Annotated in this window: 24 protein-coding genes; 11 read left to right on the top strand and 13 right to left on the bottom strand. The window is 71.3% G+C overall.

Features of this window, described 5'->3' with window-relative positions; genetic code table 11:
* The 4 genes from QLQ12_RS02445 to QLQ12_RS02430 form a co-directional block, all read left to right on the top strand.
* On the top strand, positions 1-683 hold a 683-nt coding region (locus tag QLQ12_RS02445), incomplete at its 5' end, for an ABC transporter ATP-binding protein (RefSeq protein ID WP_282756851.1).
* Entirely contained in the window at positions 680-1,363 is a 684-nt protein-coding gene (locus QLQ12_RS02440; protein ID WP_282756850.1) for an ABC transporter ATP-binding protein, read from the top strand. The genes QLQ12_RS02445 and QLQ12_RS02440, both read left to right, overlap by 4 nt.
* Positions 1,360-2,217: a branched-chain amino acid ABC transporter permease gene (locus tag QLQ12_RS02435; protein WP_282756849.1), complete on the top strand. Its 858-nt coding sequence runs from the start codon at positions 1,360-1,362 to the stop codon at positions 2,215-2,217. Before QLQ12_RS02440 ends, QLQ12_RS02435 begins: the two co-directional genes overlap by 4 nt.
* Positions 2,217-3,236 carry a branched-chain amino acid ABC transporter permease gene (locus tag QLQ12_RS02430; protein ID WP_282756848.1) on the top strand — a complete coding sequence of 340 codons (1,020 nt, stop codon included), beginning with the start codon at positions 2,217-2,219 and terminating at the stop codon, positions 3,234-3,236. The genes QLQ12_RS02435 and QLQ12_RS02430 overlap by 1 nt, the downstream gene beginning before the upstream one ends.
* A gap of 79 nt (positions 3,237-3,315) precedes the next feature.
* On the opposite strand, the gene QLQ12_RS02425 is transcribed toward QLQ12_RS02430, so the two are convergent.
* The gene (locus QLQ12_RS02425) at positions 3,316-4,188 is read right to left on the bottom strand and encodes an alpha/beta fold hydrolase (protein ID WP_282756847.1); all 873 of its coding nucleotides are present in this window, start codon (positions 4,186-4,188) and stop codon (positions 3,316-3,318) included.
* A 124-nt stretch (positions 4,189-4,312) separates the two neighbouring features.
* Positions 4,313-5,137: a rhamnogalacturonan acetylesterase gene (locus QLQ12_RS02420; protein WP_282756846.1), complete on the bottom strand. Its 825-nt coding sequence runs from the start codon at positions 5,135-5,137 to the stop codon at positions 4,313-4,315.
* 191 nt (positions 5,138-5,328) lie between these two features.
* Here QLQ12_RS02420 and QLQ12_RS02415 point away from each other — a divergent pair, with 191 nt between their 5' ends.
* From QLQ12_RS02415 to QLQ12_RS02395, 5 genes are all read left to right on the top strand, one after another.
* Positions 5,329-6,384 (top strand): hypothetical protein, encoded by a 1,056-nt coding sequence (locus QLQ12_RS02415; RefSeq protein ID WP_282756845.1) that lies wholly within the window; start codon positions 5,329-5,331, stop codon positions 6,382-6,384.
* The gene (locus tag QLQ12_RS02410) at positions 6,381-7,460 is read left to right on the top strand and encodes a hypothetical protein (protein ID WP_282756844.1); all 1,080 of its coding nucleotides are present in this window, start codon (positions 6,381-6,383) and stop codon (positions 7,458-7,460) included. Before QLQ12_RS02415 ends, QLQ12_RS02410 begins: the two co-directional genes overlap by 4 nt.
* Positions 7,457-8,677 carry a hypothetical protein gene (locus QLQ12_RS02405; RefSeq protein ID WP_282756843.1) on the top strand — a complete coding sequence of 407 codons (1,221 nt, stop codon included), beginning with the start codon at positions 7,457-7,459 and terminating at the stop codon, positions 8,675-8,677. The genes QLQ12_RS02410 and QLQ12_RS02405 overlap by 4 nt, the downstream gene beginning before the upstream one ends.
* 77 nt (positions 8,678-8,754) lie before the next feature.
* A complete protein-coding gene (locus QLQ12_RS02400; protein ID WP_282756842.1) occupies positions 8,755-9,303 on the top strand; it encodes an ArsR/SmtB family transcription factor in 549 nt (182 codons plus the stop codon).
* Positions 9,300-10,541 (top strand): MFS transporter, encoded by a 1,242-nt coding sequence (locus tag QLQ12_RS02395; protein ID WP_282756841.1) that lies wholly within the window; start codon positions 9,300-9,302, stop codon positions 10,539-10,541. The genes QLQ12_RS02400 and QLQ12_RS02395 overlap by 4 nt, the downstream gene beginning before the upstream one ends.
* A gap of 58 nt (positions 10,542-10,599) precedes the next feature.
* Here QLQ12_RS02395 and lexA read toward each other — a convergent pair whose 3' ends face one another.
* The 10 genes from lexA to QLQ12_RS02345 all read right to left on the bottom strand — a co-directional run bounded on the left by lexA (position 10,600) and on the right by QLQ12_RS02345 (position 21,536).
* Positions 10,600-11,292 (bottom strand): transcriptional repressor LexA, encoded by a 693-nt coding sequence (lexA, locus tag QLQ12_RS02390; RefSeq protein ID WP_282756840.1) that lies wholly within the window; start codon positions 11,290-11,292, stop codon positions 10,600-10,602.
* A gap of 76 nt (positions 11,293-11,368) precedes the next feature.
* Complete coding sequence (locus QLQ12_RS02385) at positions 11,369-11,830, bottom strand: S26 family signal peptidase (protein WP_282756839.1); 462 nt, start codon at positions 11,828-11,830, stop codon at positions 11,369-11,371.
* On the bottom strand, positions 11,827-12,498 hold the full coding sequence (locus QLQ12_RS02380; protein ID WP_407651388.1) for an ABC transporter ATP-binding protein: 672 nt from the start codon (positions 12,496-12,498) through the stop codon (positions 11,827-11,829). The genes QLQ12_RS02385 and QLQ12_RS02380 overlap by 4 nt, the downstream gene beginning before the upstream one ends.
* Positions 12,499-12,507: 9 nt before the next feature.
* On the bottom strand, positions 12,508-15,360 hold the full coding sequence (locus tag QLQ12_RS02375) for an ABC transporter permease (protein WP_282756838.1): 2,853 nt from the start codon (positions 15,358-15,360) through the stop codon (positions 12,508-12,510).
* A gap of 88 nt (positions 15,361-15,448) precedes the next feature.
* Positions 15,449-15,673 carry a hypothetical protein gene (locus tag QLQ12_RS02370; RefSeq protein ID WP_282756837.1) on the bottom strand — a complete coding sequence of 75 codons (225 nt, stop codon included), beginning with the start codon at positions 15,671-15,673 and terminating at the stop codon, positions 15,449-15,451.
* 64 nt (positions 15,674-15,737) lie between these two features.
* Positions 15,738-16,523, bottom strand: coding sequence for an AfsR/SARP family transcriptional regulator (locus QLQ12_RS02365; RefSeq protein ID WP_282756836.1), 786 nt, complete (start codon positions 16,521-16,523; stop codon positions 15,738-15,740).
* The gene (locus QLQ12_RS02360; RefSeq protein ID WP_282756835.1) at positions 16,520-18,358 is read right to left on the bottom strand and encodes an ABC transporter ATP-binding protein; all 1,839 of its coding nucleotides are present in this window, start codon (positions 18,356-18,358) and stop codon (positions 16,520-16,522) included. The genes QLQ12_RS02365 and QLQ12_RS02360 overlap by 4 nt, the downstream gene beginning before the upstream one ends.
* Entirely contained in the window at positions 18,355-18,879 is a 525-nt protein-coding gene (locus tag QLQ12_RS02355) for a peroxiredoxin family protein (RefSeq protein WP_282756834.1), read from the bottom strand. The genes QLQ12_RS02360 and QLQ12_RS02355 overlap by 4 nt, the downstream gene beginning before the upstream one ends.
* A 14-nt stretch (positions 18,880-18,893) precedes the next feature.
* On the bottom strand, positions 18,894-19,457 hold the full coding sequence (locus tag QLQ12_RS02350) for a MauE/DoxX family redox-associated membrane protein (protein WP_328518249.1): 564 nt from the start codon (positions 19,455-19,457) through the stop codon (positions 18,894-18,896).
* 552 nt (positions 19,458-20,009) lie between these two features.
* On the bottom strand, positions 20,010-21,536 hold the full coding sequence (locus tag QLQ12_RS02345) for a GGDEF domain-containing protein (protein WP_282756832.1): 1,527 nt from the start codon (positions 21,534-21,536) through the stop codon (positions 20,010-20,012).
* A 223-nt stretch (positions 21,537-21,759) separates the two neighbouring features.
* On the opposite strand from QLQ12_RS02345, the gene QLQ12_RS02340 reads away from it, so the two are divergent.
* On the top strand, positions 21,760-22,068 hold the full coding sequence (locus tag QLQ12_RS02340) for a hypothetical protein (protein ID WP_282756831.1): 309 nt from the start codon (positions 21,760-21,762) through the stop codon (positions 22,066-22,068).
* A gap of 84 nt (positions 22,069-22,152) precedes the next feature.
* Here the strand turns inward: QLQ12_RS02340 and QLQ12_RS02335 are convergent, their stop codons facing one another.
* The gene (locus tag QLQ12_RS02335; RefSeq protein WP_282756830.1) at positions 22,153-24,177 is read right to left on the bottom strand and encodes a putative bifunctional diguanylate cyclase/phosphodiesterase; all 2,025 of its coding nucleotides are present in this window, start codon (positions 24,175-24,177) and stop codon (positions 22,153-22,155) included.
* Positions 24,178-24,272: 95 nt separating this feature from the next.
* Between QLQ12_RS02335 and QLQ12_RS02330 the strand changes: the two genes are divergently transcribed.
* Positions 24,273-25,421, top strand: a complete 1,149-nt coding sequence (locus tag QLQ12_RS02330; RefSeq protein ID WP_282756829.1) for a branched-chain amino acid ABC transporter substrate-binding protein — start codon at positions 24,273-24,275, stop codon at positions 25,419-25,421.
* The last annotated feature ends 72 nt before the right edge of the window (positions 25,422-25,493 follow it).

The raw sequence follows: 25,493 nt of genomic DNA, 5'->3' as shown, positions 1-25,493 counted from the left end.
TGGGGCGGGCCCGCCCGCGCGCGCCGCGGGCCCGGGGGGGGGGGGGGGGCGCCCCCCCCCCCCCCCTTCCCGCCCACCGCCGGGCGCGGCGCGGCATCGGCGTCGTCTTCCAGGCCGCCCGCGTCTTCCCCGGCATGACGGCGTGCGAGAACGTCATGGTCGGCGCCCATGCCACCACCCGCGCGGGTTTCCTCGCCGCCGCGCTGCGCCTCCCGGCCCACCACCGTGCCGAGCGGGAGATCCGCGACCGGGCGATGGCCTGCCTGGACCGCACCGGCATCGCCGACTGGGCCGAACGCCCCGCCGGTGAACTGCCGCTCGGCCAGCAGCGGGCGCTCCAACTGGCCCGCGCGCTCTGCGCCCGGCCCCGGCTGCTCCTGCTCGACGAACCGGCCTCCGGCCTGCGCGCCGCCGAACGCGAACACCTCGCCGCCCTGATCACGGCGCTGCGCGCCGAAGGCCTCACCATCCTGCTGGTCGAACACGACGTCGCCTTCGTCATGCGCCTCGCCGACCGCATCACGGTCCTCGACCTCGGCCGGGTCATCGCCGACGGCACGCCGGCGGAGATCCGCACCAACCAGGCGGTGATCGAGGCTTATCTCGGACCCTCCGCTTCCGGCGACCCCGATCTCGTACGGCCGGACGGCCCCCGTGACTCCGAAAAAGGCGTCATTGGATGACCGGCGTCATCGAGGTGCGAGACCTGGTCGTCCGGTACTCCGGCGCCACCGCCCTGGACGGCATCGACCTGACCGTCCACGAGAACGAGATGGTCGCCCTCATCGGCGCCAACGGAGCGGGCAAGTCCACCCTGGTCAAAGTGCTGTCCGGCCTGCTCCGCCCGGAATCGGGAACGATCACCGTGGCGGGCCGGCTCTCCCAGGTCCCCGAGGGCCGCGAGATGTTCCCCGACCTGTCGGTGGACGACAACCTCCGCCTCGGCGGCTGGCGCAACGGGCGCAAGGGCCGCGACACCACCGCGATCTACGACCTGCTTCCCGACCTGGCCCCGATCCGCGCCCGCAAGGCCGGCGCCCTCTCCGGCGGCCAGCAGCAGATGGTCGCGATCGGCCGTGCCCTGATGGCGCGCCCCGACGTCCTGGTCGTCGACGAACTGAGCCTCGGACTGGCCCCGCTCGTCGTCGCCGCGCTGGTCGACCATCTGAGATTCCTCCACACCGAGCGTGGCCTGGCCGTCCTGTTGATCGAACAGAACGCCCGCCTGGCCCTCGACCTGTGCCGCCGCGCCTACGTCCTGGAGGCCGGCCGGATCGCCCTGCACGGCCCCGCTCGCGAGCTGTCCCGCGATCCCCGGGTGACCGCCGCCTACCTGGGCGGCCACGTGGCGGTCCCGCGATGAGCGATCTGATCGGCTACCTGCTCACCGGGCTCGGGATCGGCGCGGGGTTCGCGCTGGTCGGCAGTGGTCTGGTGGCGATCTACCGGGTGACCCGGGTGGTCAACTTCGCGCAGGGCGCGTTCGCCGTCCTCGCCGCCATGCTGACCTCGTCACTTCTCGGCGCCGGACTGCCGCACGGTGTCGCGGAAGTCGGGGGAGTGGTCCTCGGCGCGCTGGCCGGCCTGATCGTCGGGGTCATCGCGATCGGGCGCCCCGGCACCTCCCCCGGAACCTCGCTCATCGTGACTCTCGGGCTGGGCGTTCTCGCGTACGCCGTCGAGGTCTTGATCTGGGGTGACCAGCCTCGTTCCTTCCCGGGCGTGTCCGGGGTCGCCGAGGTGGGAGGCGCCCGCCTGCCCGCCCACTACCTGCTGATCCTCGCCGTCACCGCCCCCGTCTTCCTGGTGATGGCGTGGTTCTTCGCCCGCACCGACCTGGGCCGGGCGCTGTCCGCGTGCGCCTCCAACCGTTACGCCGCGCAGGTGGTCGGCATCGACGTGCGCCGGATGGGCCTGCTCGCGTTCGCGATCGGCGGCGCCCTCGGTGGTCTCGCCGGAGTGCTGACCACCCCGGTGCAGCAGGTCACGTTCGACAGCGACGTGACCCTGATCGTCAACGGTTTCGCCGCCGCCGTCCTCGGCGGCCTCACCCGCCCGATGGTCGCCCTCGCCGGCGGCCTGCTGCTGGGCGTGGCACAGACCCTGGCCGCCGGGTACGGGGGCGGCGCCTACCAGATGGAGGTGGCTCTCGTGCTGATGCTCACCGTCATGATCATCCAAGCCGCCCGCACCGGCCCGGTCCCGGAGACAGCCTGATGACCGAACGCACCCACCCCGGGACCGTGCCGGACCGTCCGGCCCGCAGGCGTGCGGGACGGGGGAGGCGGTGGGCTCTCGCCGGTCTGGCGCTGGGCACGCTGGCGCTGCCGCCGCTCCTGCCGGAGCGGCATCTCGCGACGTTCGTGCTGCTCCTGCTCGCGGCGACGGTCACGGTCGGGGTCTCGCTGCTGATGGGGTACGCGGGACAGGTCTCCCTCGGGCAGGCGTCCTTCTATGCGATCGGGGCGTACACGGCCGGTCTGCTGGCCGTACACGGTGTGCCGCCGCTGGTCGGACTGGCCCTCGCCCCGCTGATCGCCGCCGCGGCCGCCGTGCTGCTCGGCGCGCCACTGCTCCGGCTCCGTGGGCACCACCTGGCGTTCGCCACGCTCGCCGTGCAACTGATCCTGTTGTCGCTGTTGGCGCAGGCCGACTGGGCGGGCGGCGCGATCGGGCTGCAGGGCATCCCACGGCTCAGCCTCTTCGGCGTCGAGTTGCGGGAGGACCTCGGTTACGCGTACGCCGCCTGGTTCGTCCTCGCCGTCGCCGTGCTGATCGCGCGCAACGTGATCGAGTCCCGGGCCGGCCGCGGGCTGCGCGCCGCGGCCGCCAGCGAGACGGCGGCCGCCGCCAGCGGCGTCGCGGTCGGCCGTTACCGGCTCGCGGTGTTCGCGCTGTCGGCCGCCTTCGCCGGGCTGGCCGGCGGCGTCTACGCCTTCTATCTGGGCTATCTGGCGCCGGGTTCGTTCCCGGTGCTGCTCTCCATCGAGTACGTGGTGATGGCCGTCGTCGGTGGCCTCGGCACCATCGCCGGCCCGCTCGTCGGAGCGACGGTGATCATCCTGCTGGTGCAGGTGCTGAACACGCTCGGCACCCAGCCCGGCATGCCGGACTACGCCCCGAGCGTTCTGTCCTACGCCGTCTACGCCCTGGTCCTGGTGATCTGCGTCCTCTTCCTGCCCCGTGGCCTGGTGCCGGCCCTGCGCTCCCGCGTCGGCCGGGTCGTTCGGCCGTAGGTGGCGGGTGTTGCGGGGTGGTGGTGACCTGTCCGGGCTACGGCTGGGCCGGTCGCCCGGACAGGTGTTCAGCGCGTGGTCACCCGGCGAGGGACTCGCGGAGGACGGCGGCGAAGGCGGTGGGGTCGCCGTTCTGGCCGTACTCGCCGCCCAGGAAACCGGCGTGATTGCTCGGGTAGACCGTGGGGTCCACGCCGAGCCGGGCGGCGACGGCCCGGCCGCCGCGGTGGGCCACCTCGTCCTGTGACTCCGCGCCGACAGCCACGACGATGCGGCTGGAGGCGGTGCGCAGGGCGTCGAAGTCGGGCTGGTAGAGGCAGCAGGTCACCAGGTTCTGGCCGAGCAGCACGTCGTCGCGGGAGCCGTCGTCGGCCGACGGCAGGCCGAACGACGCCGGGTCGGGGCCGGGCTCGTCGGCGAAACCGGGCGGGATCGGGCCTTTGTGCTGGACGAGCTGGATGAACTTGACCATCGCGGGGCCGACGCCGGAGCGCTCGTAGAGCGCGCGGATGCCCCGGACGGCGGCGACCGCGTCCTCGTGTTCGGGGAGCAGCGTCACGGTGGGCGGTTCGTGTGCGACGAGGACGCGCACCGCGGAGGGGTCGGCGGCGACCAGGGCGAGCGCGTTGACCGCGCCGCCGCTGCTGGCGAAGAGGTCCACCGGGCCGCCGCCGACGGCTTCGATCACCCGGCGGACGTCGTCGCCGTGCTGCTCGGGCGTGCTCTCCGGTGCGGGGTCGGTGCGTTTGCTGCGGCCGGTGCCGCGCGGGTCGTAGGTGATCACCGTCCGATCGGTGAAGTGGCCGGCGAGGGTGACGAATCCGCTCGCGTCCATCGGCGAGCCGATCAGCATCAGCGGCGGCGCGGCCGACGGCGCCGCCGGCTCGCGCACGTCATAGGTGAGGACGGCGCCGGGAACCTCGAGGGTGTGGGTTGCGGGCTGCTCAGTCATGACGCCGACCCTATCCGTCGATCGACGGTCACGAGGGGCGGGTTCGCCCGCCGGAAGGACACCGGAGGGGCGCCGGCGCCGGCCCCTCGCCGGCGTCCCTCACCGGCGGCTGCGAGCAGCCGCTTCAGCTCTCCGCGGGCCGGGTCGCCGGCCAGGTCAGCACATCATCAGAGATCGGGGTACGCCGCAGAGCGCACTCGTCCCGCCCGGGGATCCCCGGCCCGGCCGCCACCACGAGCCGGGCCACCTCGATCGCGCCGTGCGCCTGGAAGTGCGTGTTGTCGGCGACCCCGTCCGGGTAGTTGGCCGACTCTCCGGCGTCGAGCCACAGGAAGTGGTCCTTGGTCCGCTCCGGCCCGAGCGTCCCCCACAGGTCGAACGACAGCCGGGTGAGGTCGATCAGCGGTGTCCGGGTCTGTGTGGCGAGGGCCCGCATGGCGTCCGGATATTCGCCGTGCGACAGGTAGGGCGTTCCGTCCGCGGTGAACCGCCGCCGTTCGACCGGGGTGACCAGGATCGGCCGTGCGCGGGCGGCCCGGGCTCCGTCCAGATAGAGCCGCAGGTAGTCGGGGAAGGTCGTCCACGGTTCGGTGTATCGCGCCGGGTCCGCGGCTTTGGAGTCGTTGTGCCCGAACGACACGAGCAGCACGTCACCGGGGCGGATCGCGCTGAGGATCCGGTCGAGCCGCCCCAGGTCGGCGAAGCTCTTCGAGCTGGCGCCGGACAGGGCCTCGTTGACCACGCGGACATGGTGGCGCAGGAAGACCGGCAGCGCCTGGCCCCAGCCGGCGCGAGGGTGGTCGGCGACCGCGTAGGTGGCGGCCGTCGAGTCTCCCGCCACGAAGACGGTGGGCCGGTGGCGGGCGAGGGCGGGAGCGGCGGCTCCGAAGGCTCCGGCGAGCGTGCCGCCGACGGTGGCGCGGAGCAGCGTTCTCCGAGTGATCGTCATGAACGGGTATTGAATCAATCAATATCTATTCAGGCAAGCGCTTTCCTGCAGGTGACTCAAGAAGCAGCCGCACCGCTGGACGGTAACGTCCCCCATCCAGGTTGGTCCATCTTTGTACGGTGAACCGATCAAGCCGTGCGGCGGAGGCGATGTAGGTTACGGTCGCCAGATCTTCTAGAGGGGTAGCAGACATGACAACGTCCGTGGAACGGGCGCGGCCGATGGAGACCGGGCCGATGTCGTTCAGCCCGCGCGAGCGGTGGATCCTGCTCGTCGCCAGCGCCTGGCTGGTCATCGGTCTGCAACTGGACGCGTATGCCCACGCCACCACGCCCGAGCTGGAGACCTTCTGGACCCCATGGCACGGGGTGCTCTACTCGGGCATCGCCGCCTCCGGGTTCACCCTGCTCTGGGTCATGCGGTCCCGGTTGCCCGGCATCCCCACCTACCAGTCGGTGCTGGCCCTGCCCAACGCCCTGCGCATCCCCCTGATCGGCATGGCGTTCCTGCTCGTCGGCGGCGGCGTGGACACCCTCTGGCACAACATCTGGGGCATCGAGCAGGACATGGAGATCTTCGTCAGCCCCAGCCACGAGTTCATCATCCTCGGCATGGCCATGGTCGCCATGGGCCCGGCGCTGATGCTCGCGGCGAGCCCGGGTGACCGGCTCGGCGCCGGCGGCGGCTTTCTGGTCGGCATCTCGACGCTGTTCTCGGTGCTGCCCGTGCACATCTACACCCTGCACGCCTCGTCGATCGGCTTCCGCCACCTCGGCAGCGATCTGGACCCGGTGCCGATCTACTCGTCCGATGCGCAACTCGTCCACGGCTACGTGTTCAGCACCGTCCTCCTGCTCCTGCCGTTCATCGTGATCGGCCGCCGCTGGCCGCTGCCGATCGGCCTGCCCTCCGTGCTGGTCTCGGTCATCGCCGTGCTGATGCACCTGATGTTCGACTCCGAGGACCCGTGGTGGCCGGCCCTGACCGTGGCCGCCGCCGCGGTCGCCGTCGAGCTGGCGCTGCGCGTGGCGAACCCGCTGGTGAAGCTGCCCACGAACGCGCGCTGGGTGCTGTTCGGGCTGTTCACGCCACCGGTCGTGTGGGGTGCGGTGCTGTTCGTCGGCAAGCTCCACACGGGGAGCACCGGCTTCAACATCCACATGATCACCGGGCTTCTCACTCTCACCGCCCTCACCGGCGTCGCCACCGTGCTCGTCGCCCGCAGCGTCCAGCGCCTCCCCGAGTGACCGACCGGATCCATCGCGGCCCGTCGACGGCCGGCTCCGGCCGGCGGGGCGCTTCCCGCACCGGCTCCGTCCCGGCCGGCCTTCTTCCGGCCGGCCGGCGCGCGCTCGCCCACATGCTGCTGGTGCTGCTCACGGCCGGTGCGACGCTGATGCTGACCGGCGGGCCGGCCGCGGCTCACGCGGGCGGTCTGACCGCCACCGACTCCCGGGGACGGGTGATCTCGGTGAGCCCGGCGGTCGACGGACTGGACATCGCCGCCATCGAGGACGGCGCACGCCTGAGGCTGCGCAACGGCACCGGCGGGCCGGTCACCGTTTCATCGGGCGGTGGTACGGCCACGCCCGCCGTGATCCCGCCCGGCGCCGAGCTGACCTGGATCGACGAACGGTCCACACCCGACGGCAGAACGATCCCGGCGGGCCGGGCCGTCCCCTGGACCATCACGCTGGACGTGAACGGCGCCGCGGTCGTCGTCAGCGGGGTCCTGGTGGGGGAGCGACGCCCGTCTGCGGCGGCGTGGTGGACGGCTGCGGTCCTGACCGGGGCGGCGATCCTGCTGTCGGCGCGGCGTGCCCGGCGGGCCGACCTGCTGCTGGCCGGCGCCGGCAGCGTGGCGGCGGCCGCGTCGATCGCGCACGTGGCCGGTTCCACCCTGGCCGTCGAGTCGGCGCCGCTCGCCGGAACGTTCCTCAGCGCGGCCGGCATCAACCTGCTCGCCTGGCCGCTGATCATCGGTGGCGCGGTAACGACCGTGCGCGGGCGGCCCGCCGGAGTGCTCGCCGTCTGTGCGGGAGCGGCCCTGACCGCGGTGTTCGTGCTGCCGGACGTGACCTCGTTCCACCGCGCGGTGCTCCCGTTCGCCGGCCCCGGCGCCGTCGAACGGATCCTGGTGGTCCTCGCGCTGGGCCTCGGCGCCGGCGTCGCGGTGGCGGGCGCGGGTGTGCTGAGAGCCCTGGCTCAGCAAGCCGCGGCCGGGCAGCACGGACCCGCCGCGCGGGCGGCCGGCGAGGCGGAGAAGGCCGGCGAGGCGGAGAAGGCCGACGCGGCGGAGAAAGCCGGCGAGGGCCAGGAGTGACGGCCGGTCCACGGCCGCTGGAGACGACGGCCGGCCTCGCCACCGGCACACCGGCTCCGCTGGCGCACGGTGTGGGGAGTGCGTCCGGTCTGCCGTTGCCGCTCGACCTCGTGTTGCAGGCCGGCGCGGCGACCGTCGTCCTGTCCTTCCTGATCGCGGCGCTCTGGTGGCGCGAGCCACGCCTGACCGATCCCGGAACCCCGCCGCCGGTCACCGGCCACTGGCTGCGGTATCCGGTGCTGATCCTGACGCTGTACCTCACCGGCAACGCGCTGATCGGGCCGCGCGGCCCGCAGAACCCGGCCGCGCACGCCCTGTTCGTCTGGCTGTGGGTCGGGCTGGTCCCGTTCAGCCTGCTGTTCGGGCCGGTGTGGCGTGCCGTGAACCCGTTGCGCACGCTCTTCACCCTGCTGGGTCTGCCGCGTCGCGGGCTGCGCCCGCTTCCGCCCGGCCGCTCCACCGCGTGGCCGGCAGCGGCGTTCCTGCTGGTCTTCGTCTGGTTCGAGCTGGTGGCGCCGCACGGCGGCGATCCGGTCGCGGTCGGCTTGTTCTTCCTGGGGTACGGCCTGAGCCAGCTCGTTCTCGCGACCCTGCGCGGAGAGGAGTGGTTCGCCCGCGGCGACTGCTTCGAGGTCTACTCGGGTCTGGCCGCGCGGCTGCGGCCGATCTCCCGGCTCGCCACCGACGCGGTCCCGGGGATCGCGGCCTTCCTCGCGGTCTGGTGGGGCTCCACCGTCTACGACAGCGCTTCGGCGTCCCCGGTCTGGGCGCGGTTCGTGCGGGGCGCCGGCCTCTCGCTGCTCGTGGACACGGCCGGGCTGGTGGTGATCTGCGCGCTCGTCCTGCTGGCGGTCCGCGCGACGGCGGGGAAGCTCGACGTGACGATGTCGCTGGTGCCGATCGCGGTCGGCTACACCCTCGCCCACTATCTGTCGCTGCTGATCGTCGAGGCGCCCCGGGGTGTCCTGCTGCTGGCCGGCTCGGACGCGCCGTGGAACGTGACGCCGGCCCCCGAGGTGATCGCCGGGGCGCAGATCGCGTTGATCCTGGCCGGGCACGTGATCGGTGTGATCGTCGCCCACGACCGGGCTCTGGCGCTGACGCGGTCGCTGACCCCGCAGCGGCCGGTGCTCGCGGTGCTGGCCGATGAGCTGCCGATGGTGCTCTTCATGATCGGTTGCACCTGGGCGGGGCTGTTCCTGCTCTTCGTGCGCTGACCGCTCGCCCGTCCCGGTGCTGACTTCTCACTGACAGAAGCATGAGAAGAAGTCTATGCAAAGATATCTTCTCATCCATGCGCCGCAACCTGACAGACGTCGACTCGCTCAAAGCCCTGGCCCACCCCCTGCGCCAGCAGATGTTCACCCACCTCAACCGTTACGGGCCGGCCACCTCCGCCGACCTCGCCGCCCACTTCGGCACCGACCGCGGCGGCGCCAGCTATCACCTGCGCCAACTGGCCCGCTATCGGTTCATCGAGGAGGACACCGACCGCTCGGCGGGCCGCCGCAAATACTGGAAGGCCATCCCGCTCGACCTGCGCCTCCCGCATGCCACCGAAGACCCGGAGATCGCCGCCGCGGCCGACGAGCTCGGCCGGCTCTGGTTCGAGCAGGCACAGCGGGAACTGCTCACCTACCTGAGCGACCAGGATTCCTACGGCGAGTTCACGGCCGCGGCCATGAACTCGTTCGGCTCCACCACGCTGACCGCCGCCGAACTGGCCCGGTTCGGCGAGGAGTATGTCGCCTTCGCCACCAGATGGCACCGCGACCCCACCGAGGCGCCCGCCGGCGCCCGGCACATCACGGTCCTCTTCAACGCGTTCCCCACGCCGTCATGAGTTCGCTCTGGCGCAACCGCGACTTCACCCTGCTCTGGAGCGGCCAGGTCGTCTCCAGCCTCGGGGCGCAGGTCAGTGCCACGGCGACGCCGCTGCTCGTGCTCGCCACCACCGGCTCACCGCTCGACGCCGGGCTGGTCGGCGCGGCCGGCACGTGTCCGCACCTGGTCGCCAACCTGCCGGCCGGCCCGCTCGTCGACCGGTGGAACCGCCGCCGCATCCTGCTCGCCAGCGAGATCATCGGCGGCCTGACCCTGCTCACGGTGCCGTTCGCGATCTGGTTCGACGCCCTCACCATCGCCCAGTTGTGCGCGGTCGTCTTCCTTCAAGGCCTCTGCTTCGTCTTCTTCGGCCTCGCCGAGGACGCCGCCCTGCCGATGGTCGTGCCCGCCGAACAACTCGCCACCGCGATCGCCCACAACGAGGCGCGCGGCCGGGGAGCCGCGCTGGCCGGGGCGCCCCTCGGCGGCTTCCTCTTCGGCCTGGACCGGGCCGTCCCGTTCCTGGTCGACGGCCTGTCCTACCTCGCCGCCGCTTTCGCGCTGCTGCTCCTGCGCCGCGACCTGCAGAAACCCCCGCCCGGCCCGGCCGAGCCACTGTGGCGGTCCGCCGCCACCGGCCTGCGGTACGTGTGGGGCAACCACCTGATCCGGGCGTCCCTCGTGCTCATCGCCGTCAGCAACGCCGTCTTCCAGGCGCTCACCCTGGTCCTGGTCGTCCTCGCCGGCTCACGGGGCGCCACCCCGTCCGGCATCGGCGTGATGTTCGGCCTCTACGGCGCCGGCGGACTCCTCGGTGCGGTCGCGGCCGGCCGCATCCACCAACGGTTCACCTTCCGTGGTGTGCTCGTCGGCATCAACTGGGTGTGGGCGGCCCTGCTCCCGCTGCTGGCGCTGGCTGGCAGCCCGCTGCAGATGGGACTGATCGGCGCGCTCTGTGCCTTCGTGGGCCCACTCTGGAACGTCGTGATCTTCACCTACGCCGGCGTCGTGGTGCCCAACGAGCTGCTCGGCCGGGTGATGAGCGCGGGCGCCACCATGACCTGGGGCGTCATGCCGCTGGCTGCCCTGGCCGCCGGCCTGCTGCTGACCTGGATCGGCCCGATCGGCGCGGTGTGGACGCTGTCCGCGGTGATGCTGGCCGCGGCGATCGCGGCGACGGTGAGCCCGTCGATCCGCTCGGCCCCACCGCGAGCCGAAGCCCTGGTCGCCACGAGCTCCAAGCGCGCCGCCCGCTGACGCTTCGGCGCGCGATTGACGGCGGCCGCTGCCCCCGCGGCATCTCCCGCGATCGGTGTCAGAGGCGGCGGAGGACGCAGACGACCTTGCCGAGGATGACCGCTTCGCCGGCGGGGATCGGCTGGTAGGCCGGATTGCGCGGAACCAGTTCGGGGTGGCCGTCACGATGGTGGAAGACCTTGACCGTGGCCTCGTCGCCGATCATCGCGGCGACGATCTCGCCGTTCTCCGCGACGGGCTGCTGGCGGACCACGACCACGTCGCCGTCGCAGATCGCCGCCTCGATCATCGAGTCGCCCTTGACGTCGAGGGCGAACAGCGTGCCCCCGCCGACCATGCTGGCCGAGACCGTCAGGTAGTCCTCCACATGCTCGTCGGCGAGAATCGGCGCGCCGGCCGCGATGCTGCCGAGCAGCGGAACCGTCACCGTCCGCCCGGAACGCACCCGTTCGGAGCCGGCCGTGTCCTCGGAGCCGGCCGCCGCGTCGCCAGCTAGAACGGGCGAGGCGGCGGGCTTGCGGAGTTCGACCGCCCGGGAGTTGTTGGGCTGGCGGCGGATCAGGCCGTACTTCTCCAGCACGCCGAGCTGATAGGAAACGGACGACGGGGACACGAGCCCGACGGCCGCGCCGATCTCCCGCACGGTGGGTGGATAGCCGCGGTCCCGCACCGACTCCCCGATCACCGCGAGAATGCGCAGCTGGCGGGGGGTCAGAGGCGGACCGGAGTCGGCACCGCTGTCGATGCTCATGGGCCGCACCCTACCCGACGATTAGATCAGATGTACGAACCGTGACCGGAATCCGCCCTTTCGAGTGACGGGTACGTCAGGCGAGCCCCGGACGGAGGGGACGCGGCCGGAGGCGGGCCACGACGATGCCGGCGACGTCGGACAGCGGGATGAAACCCCAGCTGCGCGAGTCCGCGCTGCCCGGATGATCACCGAGCAGGACGGTCATGCCGGCCGGTACGAGGTGGCCGTTGCCGCCGACAGCCGGCTTGACCGCGTCGGGCACCGGATCTCCGGGCAGCGCCACCAGGCGTTTCACCAGCCACGTCGTCACGTACGCCGCGCCCGGTTCTTCTCGCCGGCCGCCTTCCTGGTGATGTGCGATGACGACGTGGCCGCGCCGGACGCGCCGGCTCCGGCGCACCAGGAGCCGGTCGCCGCTGTGGTAGGTGGGGTCCATGCTGTCGCCGACGACCTCGATCACCAGCAGCCCGCGGCGTGCGGCCAGCACCGCGCCGGCCGCCAGACCGGCGATGCCGGCGACGGTGTACACCCTCATGACAGCCGGCCGTCACGCATGCGCAGCGCGGCGTCGCAGCGTTCGGCGATGCCGGGATCGTGGGTGGCGATGACGACCGTGGCCTCGTGCTCGTCCCGCAGGGTCAGCAGCAGGTCCACGATGGCGGCGCCGTTGCGGGAGTCCAGGTTGCCGGTCGGCTCGTCGGCCAGCAGCAGGCGCGGCCGGTTGATCAGCGCGCGGGCGATGGCGACACGCTGCTGCTGACCCCCCGACAGGTGCGACGGGAGGGCGTCGCAGCGGTCCTCCAGCCCGACCACCTTCAGCAGTTCCCGAGCGCGTTCCCGCTTGTCGAAGCCGGTGCGGAACGGAAGAACCGGTGCGATCACGTTGTCCAGCGCGGTCAGCGCCGGAAGCAGGTGAAACCGCTGGAACACGAACCCGATCGTGCGCCGGTAGTCGGCCAGCCCGTTGCGCGACAGCTTCCCGAGGTCCTGACCGGCGACCATGATCGATCCGGAGTCGAGCCGTTCGATGGCGCCGATGAGGTGCAGCAGCGTCGACTTGCCGGAGCCGCTCGGGCCGGTCAGCGACACCGCCGTGCCGGCCGCGATCTCGAGGCTGACGCCGTCGACGGCGGCGAGCCTGCCGCCGTCGGGCATCGGGAAGGTCTTGCACGCCTCGACTGTGCGCACGATCGGATCAGTCATCGGATCCCGTCATTCCTGGGCGAGAAGCTGGGCGGTGGGAAGTTTGCGCAGCATCACGATCGGCACGATGACGGCGAGGACCGCGATCACGACGCCGACGGCCAGCGCGCCGCCCGCGCACCACAGCAGAGCGGGCGTCACCCGGCCGGCGAACAGCGCCGCGCCGGCCAGGCCCAGCGCGGCGCCGAGGACACCGCCGAGCAGTCCCATGCCCAGCGCCTCGGTAGTGATCAGCCGGTTGAGGATCCGGTCGGTCCATCCGACCGCCGTGAACAGCGCCAGTTGGGGCGCCCGTTCGGCGATGTTCAGGTAGAGCACGTCGGCCACCGACACGATCCCGAGCACGATGGTGACCGACACCGCCAGGTAGTCGACGGTTCGTGCCTGCAAGGTGATCGCCTCACCCAGCAGGGTGCCGGTGGCGGCGCCCCGGAACGCGAACGTGATCGCCAGCAGCATCGTCAGCGCCGCGACTCCGATGAGCAGGCTCGCCGCCCCCAGCAGCGTCCGGCCGGGCGTGCGAGCCAGGTTCGCCAACGCCAGTCCGGTCACGCCGCGGGGCGCGCGCATCCGGGTGGCGCGGGCCGAGACCGCCGGCCGGACCGCCGCGGCGGGGTCCGGGCGTGCCGCCCGCCACGCCGGCCACCCTCCGGCGACCAGGGCGACCAGCACCGCCGCCGGGATCGTCAGCAACAGGTGCGCCCAGCTCAGGGTCAGAGCGAAGAGCCAGGCCAGGGGTACGGCCAGCAGAGTGCCCACCAGCCCGGCGGCCAGTCCGATCGCGGCCATCTCCCCGGCCAGCAACGCCACCAGATGTCGTCTCTTCCAGCCCACACAGGCGAGAACGCCGAGTTCGGTGCGGCGTGACCGGACGGCGGCGCGGCTGGCGTTGAGCACGGCCAGGGCACAGACCGCCAGCACCAGGCCGGAGAGCAGGACGCTCTTGCGGTCGGCGGCCTGCACCAGGACCGCGGCGACGCCCTTCTTGACCCACGGCTCGCCGAGCACGAGCTCGGGGCGGCCGAACTTTCCGGCCGGGTAGCGCACGGGTACCGCGGTGGGCGAGGAGCCCAGTGTGATGTCGACCTGGAGGCCGGTGCGCTCGGCGATCTGCTGCGCGATCGACCGGACCCGTTCCCGGGAGGTGGCGTCGATGCCGACCGCGCCGTCCAGCCGCACCCGCACCATGCTGATCGGCGCCGCCCGGTTGAGGTCCAGTTCGGGGTAGGGCGGCTCGGTCCGGTAACCGTTCGGCCCGAAGATCTTCTGCGCGGCCTCCATCGTGGTCAGCATCAGCGGTGGCTGGGAGAGCAGCCCCATCACGTTGGCGTTCGGTTCCAGTCTGCCGCCGCCGAGCGCCTTCCGGGACGCCTCGTCGGCGCCGGCCGCGCCGGGCTGGTGGTAGGTGTCCATCGGCACCGCCGACAGTGCCCCGCCCAGCTGCACTTTCGCCGGGTCGAACGTGCCGACCGCGTTCAGCGCCACGTCCGGCATGTTCACGCCGCTCTGCACGTCGTGCTCGCGGGTGTCGTTGACGTGGGCGGCGATGTCGTCGCGGACCGCCTCGTCGGCGAACTCCATCGGCACCGCGATCGCGGTGCCGCTCTCATCGCCGGTACCCCAGGTCTTGCGGTCGTAGGTGACGGTCTCGGCTTTCCGGCCGTCGCCCTCGGGGACCGCGTGGACGGGGCCGACGGTCCAGAACTGGTCGAGCCACAAGGTGTTCGCCCATCCGTCGGATCCGTCGAAGGTGGTGCCCGCCGTCGTGGGGTTGCGCATCCGCTCGACCAGATCGCGGTAGGGCACGTCGATCCGGATCGTGCGCTGGTCCACCGACTGCCCGGTCTGCTTGTCGAGCCGGGCCCGCAGCGGCCGGTCGTCGTTGTGCGGTCGCAGCCCGCGCAACGCGTCCACCGCGGCCGGGTCCATGCGCTGGATGTCGAGTTCCAGCGTCGCGTCGGTCTGTGCCCGGTCGGCGAGCAGCACCGGCAGTGTCGCGTACGGGTAGGCCATCTGGTCCAGACGCCCGGCGCCGGGTTGTTCGGCGGCCTGGAAGTATCGCCCGGCGCTGACCGCCTGGTCCAGTCCCGCGAGCGCTGCCTCGGATGCGGGGTCCACGGCCGCGAAGAGGAAGGGGATGGACCACACCAGGGTCACCTCGGGTGCGGTCGCCCGGCCCGAACCGTCGGTCGAGCCGGGGCCTCCGGTGCAGGTCACGGACGTACGCCCGCGCAGTTCGGTCGGGTCGATCTGCTCGCCGTCGCGGATGAACGGGACCCCCGGGCAGACCTTGGTACGGCCACCGTCCCCGTCGACCTCCTCCGGGATCAGTTCGCGGCCGGCGCTGCCCGGAACGTCCGTGCGCGGGCTGTCGATGCGGTTGCGGGTGGCGTACAGGTATCGGGCGCCGTCCGGGATCCGGCTGAGGCCGGAGTCGGTCCGCCAGGCCGGCTGCACACGCAGCATCTGGCGTTCCGCCTCCGGATCCACCAGGCCGGCCAGATCGACGGTGACCGGGACGGTACGCATCACGTAGCCGATCATCGACACCGGAGCGGCCACCGACACCCCGGGCTGGTCCTGGATCTGCCGCCACTGTTCGGTGGTGATGCCGCCGCGCATGCCGGCCAGTTGCCCCGACTGCACCAGGTTGCGCTGCAGCTCCAGCGGCAGCACCGAACCCTTCGGGCGTACCAGGATGTCGTAGGCGGGCCGGAAGTTCGCCTCGACCGCGCCGACGGTGTCCAGCCGGGACGTCACCGCGGCGCCGGTCAGCAGGGTGAACGCGGTCACCGCGGTCGCGATCATCGACAGCAGTGCCAGTGACCGGCGTTTGCGCACCCGCCACTGTGCCGTGACCATCCGCAGCATCCGTCGTTCTCGCTTTCTCGTTCTCGGGCCGGACATGCGCCATGGCCGGCCCGAACGGGCCGGCCATGTGGGGTCCGGGTCAGCAGCAACCCGGGCGGGAGCTGAGCGGGTGCCGGGTGCAGTCCCGCGTCTGCATGGTGTAGCAGCGCCACTGCCCGCTGACGTAGCGGGAGTAGTAGTAGTAACAGAACGGGCCGCCGCATCCCTGACCCGCGTACTGGCAGTTGGAGCAGGCGGACGCCTTGGCCTTCGGCAGGATGGCGGTCAGCATCCGGTCGCCCAGCCGGGCGATCGTCTTGGTCATGACAGTCCTCTTTCCCTGGGGGTGGACTCGTGGATGCAGCCTGTCCGCTCCGGCTTACGAACCGCTAACGTCGCGCTACCGGTCTCCGGCCGAGGATCTCGTCGAGCAGCCGGGCGATCCGCGGGCCGGGTGTCACGCCGAGGCCGGTCACCAGGGTCCGGCACAACCGGTGGTGCACGGCCACCGCCGCGGCGACGTCCCCGCGGTTGAGGTGGGCCACCATCAGATGCTCCCAGGCGCGTTCCCGGTACGGCGTCCTGCGCACCATGGCCTCCATGGCGTCGATGACGGTGTGATGCTCGCCGAGCAGCAGCTGGGCCTCGGCGAGGTCCTCCATGGCACGCCATCGCCGTTCGTCGAGCGAGTTCGACATCCGGTTCATCCACGACGACCGGATGTCGGAGCACGCGGACGGCCCACGCCACCCGCCGAGGGCCGTGGTCAGCAGTTCCGCCCGGTGGGCGGCCTGATCGGGGAGCCGCGTCTCCCGCGCTCGCCGGATCAGATCGTCGAACCCGACGAGGTCCGTGGTCGCCCGGTGCCGGCACAACACGTACCCCGGAGGTTTGGTCTGAATGGTGTGGGCGGCCTCCGGGCCGCCCAGCCGGGCCAGGCTCTGCCGCAACGCGCAGACGTGGCCCTGCAGTTTCGTGGTCGCGGTCATCGGCGGCCGGTCGTCCCAGACGGCTTCGAGCAGTTCGGGCACGCTGAGCGTGGTGCCGAGACCGAGGCCGAGCGCGGCGAGCAGGGCCCGTCGCCCGGGCCCGCCGACCGCCATCGGACGGCCCGCCACGGTGACCTCGAGCGGGCCGAGCAGTGACACCCGGACCTCGGGCGATGTCGCGGTCATGGCGTCGCCCCGGTGACCAGCGCGTCGTCGTACCCGGAGGCCTGCAGCCGGAACAGCTGGGCGTAGCGGCCGCCCGCCGTCATCAGTGCGGCGTGGGTGCCCTGCTCGGCGACGGCGCCGTCCTGGAGCACCACGATCAGATCCGCGTCGCGGACGGTGTTCAGGCGATGCGAGATGAGCAGGCTGGTGCGGTCCCGGCGCAATGACGTCAGCCCGCGGTGGATCTCGTGTTCGGCCTCCACGTCGAGGCCGGACGACGGTTCGTCCAGGATCAGCAGGTCGGCGCGCTCGCGCAGGCACGCCCGGGCCAACGCCAGCCGCTGCCACTGGCCGCCGGAGAGCACGACACCGGCGGAGTCGGCTGTCTCGTCGTGGAAGGCCCGGGTCAGCAACGTGTCGTACCCGCGAGGCAGGTCACGCAGGACCGTGTCCATGCCGGCGTTCGCCGCCGCCCGCGCGACCCGGTCACGATCGTCGGCCGAGCCGACGTCACCCACGGCGATGTTGTCGTGTGCCGAGAACTCGTAGGCCATGAAGTCCTGGAAGGTCGCCGCGAGCCGGGCCCGTAGTGACGCCGGGTCGTAGCCGGTGATGTCCACACCGTCCCAGCGGATGACGCCCCGGGTCGGCGGGTAGAACCCGCAGATCAGTTTGACCAGTGTCGACTTGCCCGCGCCATTGTCGCCGACGAGGGCCAGGGACGTGCCGTGCGGGATCCGCAACGTCACGCCACGCAGCACCCAGTCATGATCCGGGGTATAGCGGAACCAGACGTCGTCCAGTTCCAGGCCGTGGCGCAGCGGCGGCGCCGCCGGCAACGGCGACGCGCCGCCGGGCCGGATCACCGCGGTCACCTCGACATAGTGGGCGAACATCATCAAGGTCTCACCCGCCGATGCCACTTGCTGGACCAGGCCGGAGACCGACATCTGTACGGCGCTGAGCGCGGCGATCACCACGATCAGATCGGCGACCGTCCCGCGCCCGTCGAACACCTGGCGCACGAACACCGCCAGCGCGATCAGTGACACGACACCGGTCAGGACCGCGAGCGAGCTGTCCACCCACAGGGCCAGCCGGTCCTGCCGGCGTTCCCCGGACTGTGCCGCGCGCAGCTCGCGCATCATCCGGGTACGGAAGAACGCGCCGAGCCCGAACAGCCGGATCTCCTTGGCGGCGCGCATGTCGAGCAGCAGCGCCGCATAGAACGCCTGCCGCCGCAGCATCGGCGCGGTTCTCTCCATCATCTCGCCGCGCAGCCGGGCCAGCCGGATCTGGGCCACGAAGGTGGGCGCGGCGGCCAGGAACACGAGCGCCGCGACGGGGCCGGACCAGAGCAGCAGGGTGACGGCGAACGTGCTGATGGTGATCAGCTCCTGTCCGACGCCGATGATCATGGTGCTGAGCTGCGTCGGCGCGTACCTGCTCGCCTCGTTGGCCAGGCGCAGCCGGTCATGGAACGTGCTGTCCTCGAGTTCGGCGAGCCCCGGATGGGCGGACACCGCGGTGAAGAGTTCGACCTGGGTACGCGCCACCACCCGCCGGTCCGTCTCCCGTTGCAGGTATTGCGACAGGTGTGACACGACGGGTGAGAGCAGTCCCAGCGCGCCGAAGCCGGCCACCCCGATGACGATCTCCGTGCTGTCGTGAGTGGTGAGCCCTCCGACGATCGCCCGGATGAACCAGGCGGCCGCGACCGGCGCCAGGCCGCCCTCGACCATGAGAACGACGCTGATCACCGCGGCCCCGGGCGCGGCGCCCACATAGATGCCGAACGCCCGGCGGATCAACGCCGCGGCACGGCGGACATCCGGAATGCGGCTCTGCCGGCTCATCTGCCGCCCAAAACCTCGTCGAGGCTGTGTCCGTTGGCGACCAGCACGCCGTCCTCGCCGAAGACGAGCAACGTGGGTGTGGAGAAGGCCCGGAACGCGCCCGCGACCTCCCCGGACCCGTTCTCGGTGATGAGTCGTCCGGCCTTGCGCAGCAGCGGCGACAGTTCCTCGGTGTCGCCTTCGGAGACGCCGAGGACGCTGACCACGGTGATGCCCCGGCCGGCGATCTCGTCGGCGCGTTCCGCCAGCCGCTCGGCCTGCGCCGGGCAGTGCCGGCATCCGGTGGAGAAGAAGGCGACCAGGGTCCGCTTTCCGGCCAGGTCGGTTCGGGAGAGGTCACTGTCCGGCGACACGAATTCGGGCATGAGCTCACCGGGGGCCATCCCGGTGTCCGGTGGCGTGTTCATCTCGACGAGTTGTTTCTCGGTGTCCCGCAGCTGCCGGATCACCGCCCCGGTCAGGACCAGGTCGATGAGGACCAGCGCTGTCAGGATGACAACCGCGACGGACAGAAAAACCATGGTGCGTCTCCTCTTCACATCCGTGATCGGGACACTCGGGTGGAGGCCGGGCCCCGGAGGAGCCAGGCGAGAACGTCGAGCCAGACCAGTGCCGCCACCCCGATGCCGGCGACCGCGACCGCGATCAGCGCCTGCGCGGCGCCGATCCCGGCGAGCGGTACGGCGGAGGAGACGGCCGCGGCGCCGAACGCGGCGGCGGAGACGGCGCACAGGCCCGCCGCGCGGAACACGTGGCGCCGTGCCACCGGTGAGCTCGACGCTCCGAAGCAGTGGCAACCGGCGTTCGAGCCGCGTCGCACCGCCACGGTGAGCGCGATCGTGAACCCGGCGAAGAGCACGGTGGCCGCGGCCAGCCCTGGCACGGCGCCGGCGGGCCAGGCCAGAAGGGCGAGCACGACGAACTCGGCCGCGATGGACAGTGCGGCGGCCGGGCGGGCCCCTCGCACCGAGACCAGCCCCATCTCGGCGATCGCTCCGGCGAACGTGGCGAATCCGGCCCGGGTGCGTGACTTGCTTACCAATGACACGACGAGGACGCCGATGATCAAGAAAATGGTGGCGACAATGAAAACCCGCATGGATCCCCCGCGACCGCGGCTCTCTGAGTACACAAATATTTCGACCGGGTCAACGATCAGTAAACTACGAGTCGGATTGAGCACAGTCAACATGTGCGGCCAAGTTTCCGGTGTCGAATTGTGAGCGCTCACACTTTGCGCTATAAGTGCTCTATGTCGGAATATGCTGATCTAGACATACACAACGCCCTCGTTGTGGCCCGCTGAAGGGCTCCGACTTCGACAACCGGGACTTCGGCGGTGTGTACGCTCACGCGAATGCTGGAAGTGCCTGAAGAATGCGCACCGCCAGCGGTCTGATAACGAAGGATGATGCCATTGCCGGCGAGTGGAGTTCAGTCATTGAGCGCTGCCGGCCGGGCGGCGTCATTCCGTAAATCCACGACACCGCCAACGGTGCAAGCCAGGTCCGCGAGCTGGATTCCGGCGCAAGCATTCGACTGTGGCCGGCCCGAAATCCGGTGCGGGCCACAAGGCCGGCGGGATGCGCGGGGCCGGGTGGCGGCGTTCCCGCCGTCACCGCGGAGGGCCGCCGAGGGGGAAGGGGAGGCCTCAGGCGGGCAGCATGCTGTGGTCGTACCGCATCCAGGTGCCCTTGCCCTCGTGCTTGGCCGCGTACATGGCGGTGTCCGCGGCGTGCAGCAGGGACCGCAGGTCGTCGTCCTCCTCGGTGGAGGCGACCCCGATACTGGCGCTGGCCCGCACCGGCGCGCCGTCGATCATGATGGGTACGGTCATCGCCTGCAGGATCCGCTGCGCGGTCCGTTCCGCGTCCCGGGCGTCGCAGTCGCGCAGCAGCACCGCGAACTCGTCGCCGCCGAGCCGCGCCGGCAGGTCCCCGGAGCGGACCGCGCCGCGCATCTTCTCGGCCACGCCGGCGAGCAGGGCGTCCCCGGCGGCGTGCCCCAGGGTGTCGTTGACCGCTTTGAACCCGTCCAGGTCGATGAGCAGCACCGAGACGGTTCCCGGCGGGGCTCCGGCCATGGAGGCGTCGACCTCTTCGCGGAAGTGGGTGCGGTTCGCCAGTCCGGTCAGGTCGTCGAAGAGCGCTTGGCGCCGCAGCCGGGTCTCGTGTTCGCGGAGTTCGGTGAGGGTGGTGTCGAGCTGGGCGATGAGGCGCTTGTTGTCGTGGAAGGCGAGCAACTGCCGGGCGACGACGAGGACCACGATGACGCCGAGCCCGCCGACGGTGCCCCACAGTCGGGCGTCGCGGTTCTCGCTCTGCCGCAACAAGACGATCAGCGCGATGAAGACGACGGCGATCGAGCCGTACGGCAGCAGGCTGTACGGCTTGCGGCGCCGTGCCCCGAACGGGGTCTCGTCGAACCCGGCGATGATCTCCTGGATCCGCGGGCCCAGAGCGACCAGCAAGGACGGCAGCAGACGGAGCGCGTAGACGTGGGCCGGCAGCGGTCCGTCGGCGTCCGGCGCGGCGAACACGCCAACTGCGTTCGCGATGGCCGCCATGATCATCGTGACAGCGGCGTGGCGGTGCATCGGCGCGTTGCCGCTGAGGATCATCTTCACCGCCGCGAACGCCGCGGTGAGCACGACCGCCGCGCCGGCCAGCGCCCCGATCAGGTTGGTCTCGCTGTCCTCCGTGTTGATCGCGAAGCCCCAGGCCACGACGGCTCCGCCGACCAGCACGGTCGCCGAGTCCAGCCAGAACGCCAGGCGCTCCGTGCCGCTGCGCCCCGCGTGCGGGTGGATCAGCATGGCGACGACGATCAGGCCGAGCCCGATCACGAATCCGATGGACTGCGCGGCGCCGCCATGGGTGGACCACTGGCCCGGCTGCACGAACGAGACGGCCGTCTGGATCGTGTCGCCGACGGTGAAGAGGATCCCGGCGACGGTCAGCATCCGCCAGAACCGCCGGATCGGACCGGTCGCGATGCGGGAGATCCGCCATGACGAGTACGCCAGCAGCGCGTCCAGCGGCGGCTGGAACGCCCAGAACACATTGACCTGGGCGTCGGCCCGACCGTCGAGGAGGAACAGCAGGGTGGCGCCGAGCAGGGTCCACGCCAGGGCCACGGCCACCAGCGGGTCCTGCCGGATCGATCCACTCCTCAACACTTCGGATATATCGACCGTTCATGGCGGGATATGAGGGAATCAATCGGCAACCGGAGCGACGAGGGTGAGGTGACCGATATGTCGTGCATCGTCGGAGGTGCTCGTGATCTTTGCCGTCGATTACACCCTGTAATCTTGACAGGAATGGCGGGCGCCGCGAGAGTGTCCCACTCCAGGGGTTCTGAACTGGGATTTCCCCGACTCTGCGAAGGGTTGTCCGCACATGGACCTGCATCCTGACGATCACGAGGCGTTGCTGAACGGCAGTTCCGTGCTGGAGTCGTGGCGCCGCAGCGACCACGCTGTCCAGGTGGCCGAGGAACTGATGCGGATGCACGGCGGCACGGTTCCCATGAGCGAACTGCTGTGGCTGGGCGCCGAGTCGTTCCTGCCCCGCCAGTGGAAGGCCGGCCGTGCGCCGGAACCGGTCGAGGCGGCCGTCGAGGTCTACAACCGGTGGCGCAGGCTCGAGGAGCGGCGCCTCCAGCGCCGCCGGCAGGCTGACGAGGCCGCCGACGCCGACCCGGCCTGAGGCCCGACCTGGACTGAGGCCCGGCGCGGCTTGAGGCCCGGCGCGTCAGGGGCCCGGCATCGGGCGGACGTCCCGGCCGCGGCGTCACACGCGGTCCGGAACGCCGTCCGGCGCGGCGGAACGGGCGTAGCCGATCGCCTCGGCGGCGATGGCCTCGGCGGCACGGCAGGCCGTGGTCAGCTCGCCGGCGGGAACCGGCCGGCTCAGCACGTATCCCTGGGCGTAGTCGCAGGTCATCTCCCACAGGCGAACCAGCGTCGTGATGTCCTCCACGCCCTCGGCGACCACCTGAAGGCCGAGGTTGTGGCCGAGGTCGGTGGAGCTGCGGACCATGACCGCGTCCGGCGTGCCCTCCGTCAGATTCCGGACGAAGGTCTGGTCGATCTTCAGTTCGTCGGCCGGGAGATCGCGCAGTTGCACCAGGGAACTGAAGCCGGTGCCGAAGTCGTCGACCGACACGGTGACGCCGCTCTCGCTGACCCGGCGCAGTGTGCGCAGCGCGGCTCCGGAGTCCGCCGTGATCCCGGCCTCGGTCAGTTCCAGGCGCAGCAGATCGGCCGGAAGCCCTTCCCGGCCGATCGTCGAGAGCACGGTCTCGGCGAAGTCGTCGTCGCTGAGAGCGCCCGGCGACACATTGAACGACAACCGGCATCGCCACCCGGACCGCAGCCAGCCCGATGCCTCACGTGCGGCCACGCCCAGCAGGTGGTAGGTCAGCGCGACCTCCAGTCCGCCCCGCTCGGCCACCGGGAGCAGGACGGCCGGCATCACGATGCCGCGGGCGGGGTGGTGCCAGCGCACGAGCGCCTCGACCGAGGTGACCTTGCCGTCGCGCAGCCGCACCTGGGGCTGGTAGTGCATCTGGAGCTGGCCGTCCGGATCGCCGGTTTCGAGCAGGACGCGCAGCTCCGCGAACAGCAGCATCCGGTCGTCCTGCTCCTCGACGTCGGTGCCCGGGTCGTACACCGCGACGCCGCCGCCGCGCCGTTTCGCGCGGTACATCGCCGTGTCGGCGTGCCGGAGCAGCTCGTCCGGATCGCCGGGGCCGTGCGCCGGGCTGAGGGCGAGGCCCAGGCTGCCGCCGACAGCGGCCGGCTGGTCGTCGAACATGAAGTCGCGGCGCAGTTCCCCGACGAGCCGCTCGGCGAGGGCCGTGGCCTCGGACGGGCCGGTCACCCGCGGAAGCAGCACCGCGAACTCGTCGCCGCCGAGACGGGCGACGACTCCCGGTTCGGCGACGTGTTCGGACAGGCGCCGCCCGGACTCGATCAGCACCTGGTCGCCGGCGTGATGGCCGATGGTGTCGTTGACGGCTTTGAACCCGTCCAAGTCGATGATCATCATTGCCATCTGGCCGCCGTCGCGCTCTGCCCTGGCCAGGGCGTCCTGCAGCTCCTGTTGGAACAGCGCGCGGTTGGGCAGGCCGGTGAGCGGATCGTGCAGGGCCTGATGCCGGCTGTGCGCCGCCTGGGCGACGAGCCGGCGCTGGTACCCGAGGACCATTTGCATGATCATCGCGACCAGGGTCAGGCCCACGGCGAACCCGATCGTGCTGCCCACCAGGAGCCGCCCCTGGGCGTCGCCCAGCAGGGTCACCTGTTTCTGGGCGTACTCGTGGTACGAGCGTGACGCCTCGTCCACGTCGTTCTGCAGCGCGTAGAAGGTCGGCGTCACCTGGAGCCGGTCGAACTGCATGAAGTCCGGATCGCTGTCCGCGACCTTCGCGATCAGTTGCTCGGCGAGTCGGCGATAGGCGAGTTGGCCGGCCAGCAGGCGTTGCGCGTCCTGCCGGGTCTGCTCGTCGGCCGATCCGGTGATCTCCGTGAGGTTCCGTTCGGCGTTGTCCGCCACCCGCTCGAATCTGCTCCGCACGGCGACCGACGGCTCGACCTGGTAGTGCCGGAGGTTCACCTCCTGCATCGCGACGGCGATCCGCGCCTCGGTGAACTTCATGTCCACCACCAGCGCCGCACTCTGCTGCTCGGTGGCGCGGGTGGTGTTGACGGCGCCCAGCAGCACGTACCCGGCGAGGGCCAGCAGAACGACGGCCAGCGACACCGTGATCAGCAGGCTCCGGCCACGCTCTCGAATCCGCCCCCACACACTCACTGTTTCGGCAGCCTGGCTATCAGATCAAGGAAACCGGTTCAGCTTCGAGCCGGAGGCGTCGATCGGATCAACGAGCCCAGTGAACGGAGTTGCCGGTGCGTGGCCTCAGACCGATCGCCGTAGCCGCCGTGGCGGTGTTGCTGAGCGTGCCGTCCGCCTGCGCGGCGGCGGACACCCCGCAGCCGGCCGCGTCCTCGGCCTCGGGCGTCATCCGGCTGGCCAGCCTGCTTCCGCTGACGGGCCGCAGCAGTCACTCGGGCGAGGCCATGGTCAACGGCGCCAAACTCGCGATCAACGAGGTCAACGCCGCCGGTGGGGTGCTCGGCCGGCAGATCGAACTGGTGGCCGAGGACGACGCGTGTGATCCGGGCACCGCGGTCATGGCCGCGCAGACCGTGATCAAGAAGGACGTGGCGCTGTCCGTCGGCGGCTACTGCAGCAGCGCGGTCGTGCCCACTCTGAAGATCTTCCGGGACGCCGGCATCCCGATGATCATCGCCCAGGCCAACTCGACCGACCTGATCGAGCCCCGCTACGACAGCGTGTTCCTGATCTGCGGGACGGTCATGGCCGAGGCGCATTTCGCCGTCGACTGGATGAAACGTCTGGGCGGGACCCGTCTGTCGGTCGTCCACGACGGCACCAGCTTCCCGATCACGCTGGCCGAGTCCACCGCCGCCCGGGCCCGGAGCACGGGCGCGCTGACGGTGGTGAACGAACTCAAGCTGAGTCAGGGTGCCACCAACTACCAGCGGATCGCCCAGTCGATCATCGATGCGAAGACCGACATCGTCTACTACACCGGCTACTACGCTGAGGCGAATCAACTGATCAAGGATCTCCGGGCGCGGGGCTACACCAGCGAGATCGTCGTCGGTGACGGCTCGGCCGACAAACCCCTGCTCGACGAGCTGACCGAGTCGGAGAGCCGTGGCGTGTACGGCACCGCCCTGCTCGTCCCGGAGCTCATGCCGGAGCTGGAGACCTGGTCCCAGCGGTACCAGGCCGCCTACGGCACTCGTCCCGGCCCGTCGAGCGCCGAGGCCTACGACGCGGTGATGGTGGCGGTCGACGCGTTCAAGCGGGCTGGAAGCATCGATCACGAGGCCGTCCGCAAGGCGCTGGCCGGCACCGATCACGCCGGCTTGTCGGGGCAGATCGCCTTCAACGCCGACGGCACCCGTACCGTGCCGAAATTCCTCCTGCTCAAGGCCGAGGGCGGGAAGTTCGGGGTCGCAGGATAGCCACCGGGTGGGGTGGGGGGGGGGGGGGGGGGGGGGGCGGCGGGGGGGGCCCCCCCCCCGCACACCCCCCCA

The sequence above is a fragment of the Actinoplanes sandaracinus genome (assembly GCF_030009775.1).
Classification (GTDB): domain Bacteria; phylum Actinomycetota; class Actinomycetes; order Mycobacteriales; family Micromonosporaceae; genus Actinoplanes; species Actinoplanes sandaracinus.
This window is presented reverse-complemented; position numbering and strand designations above follow the sequence as displayed.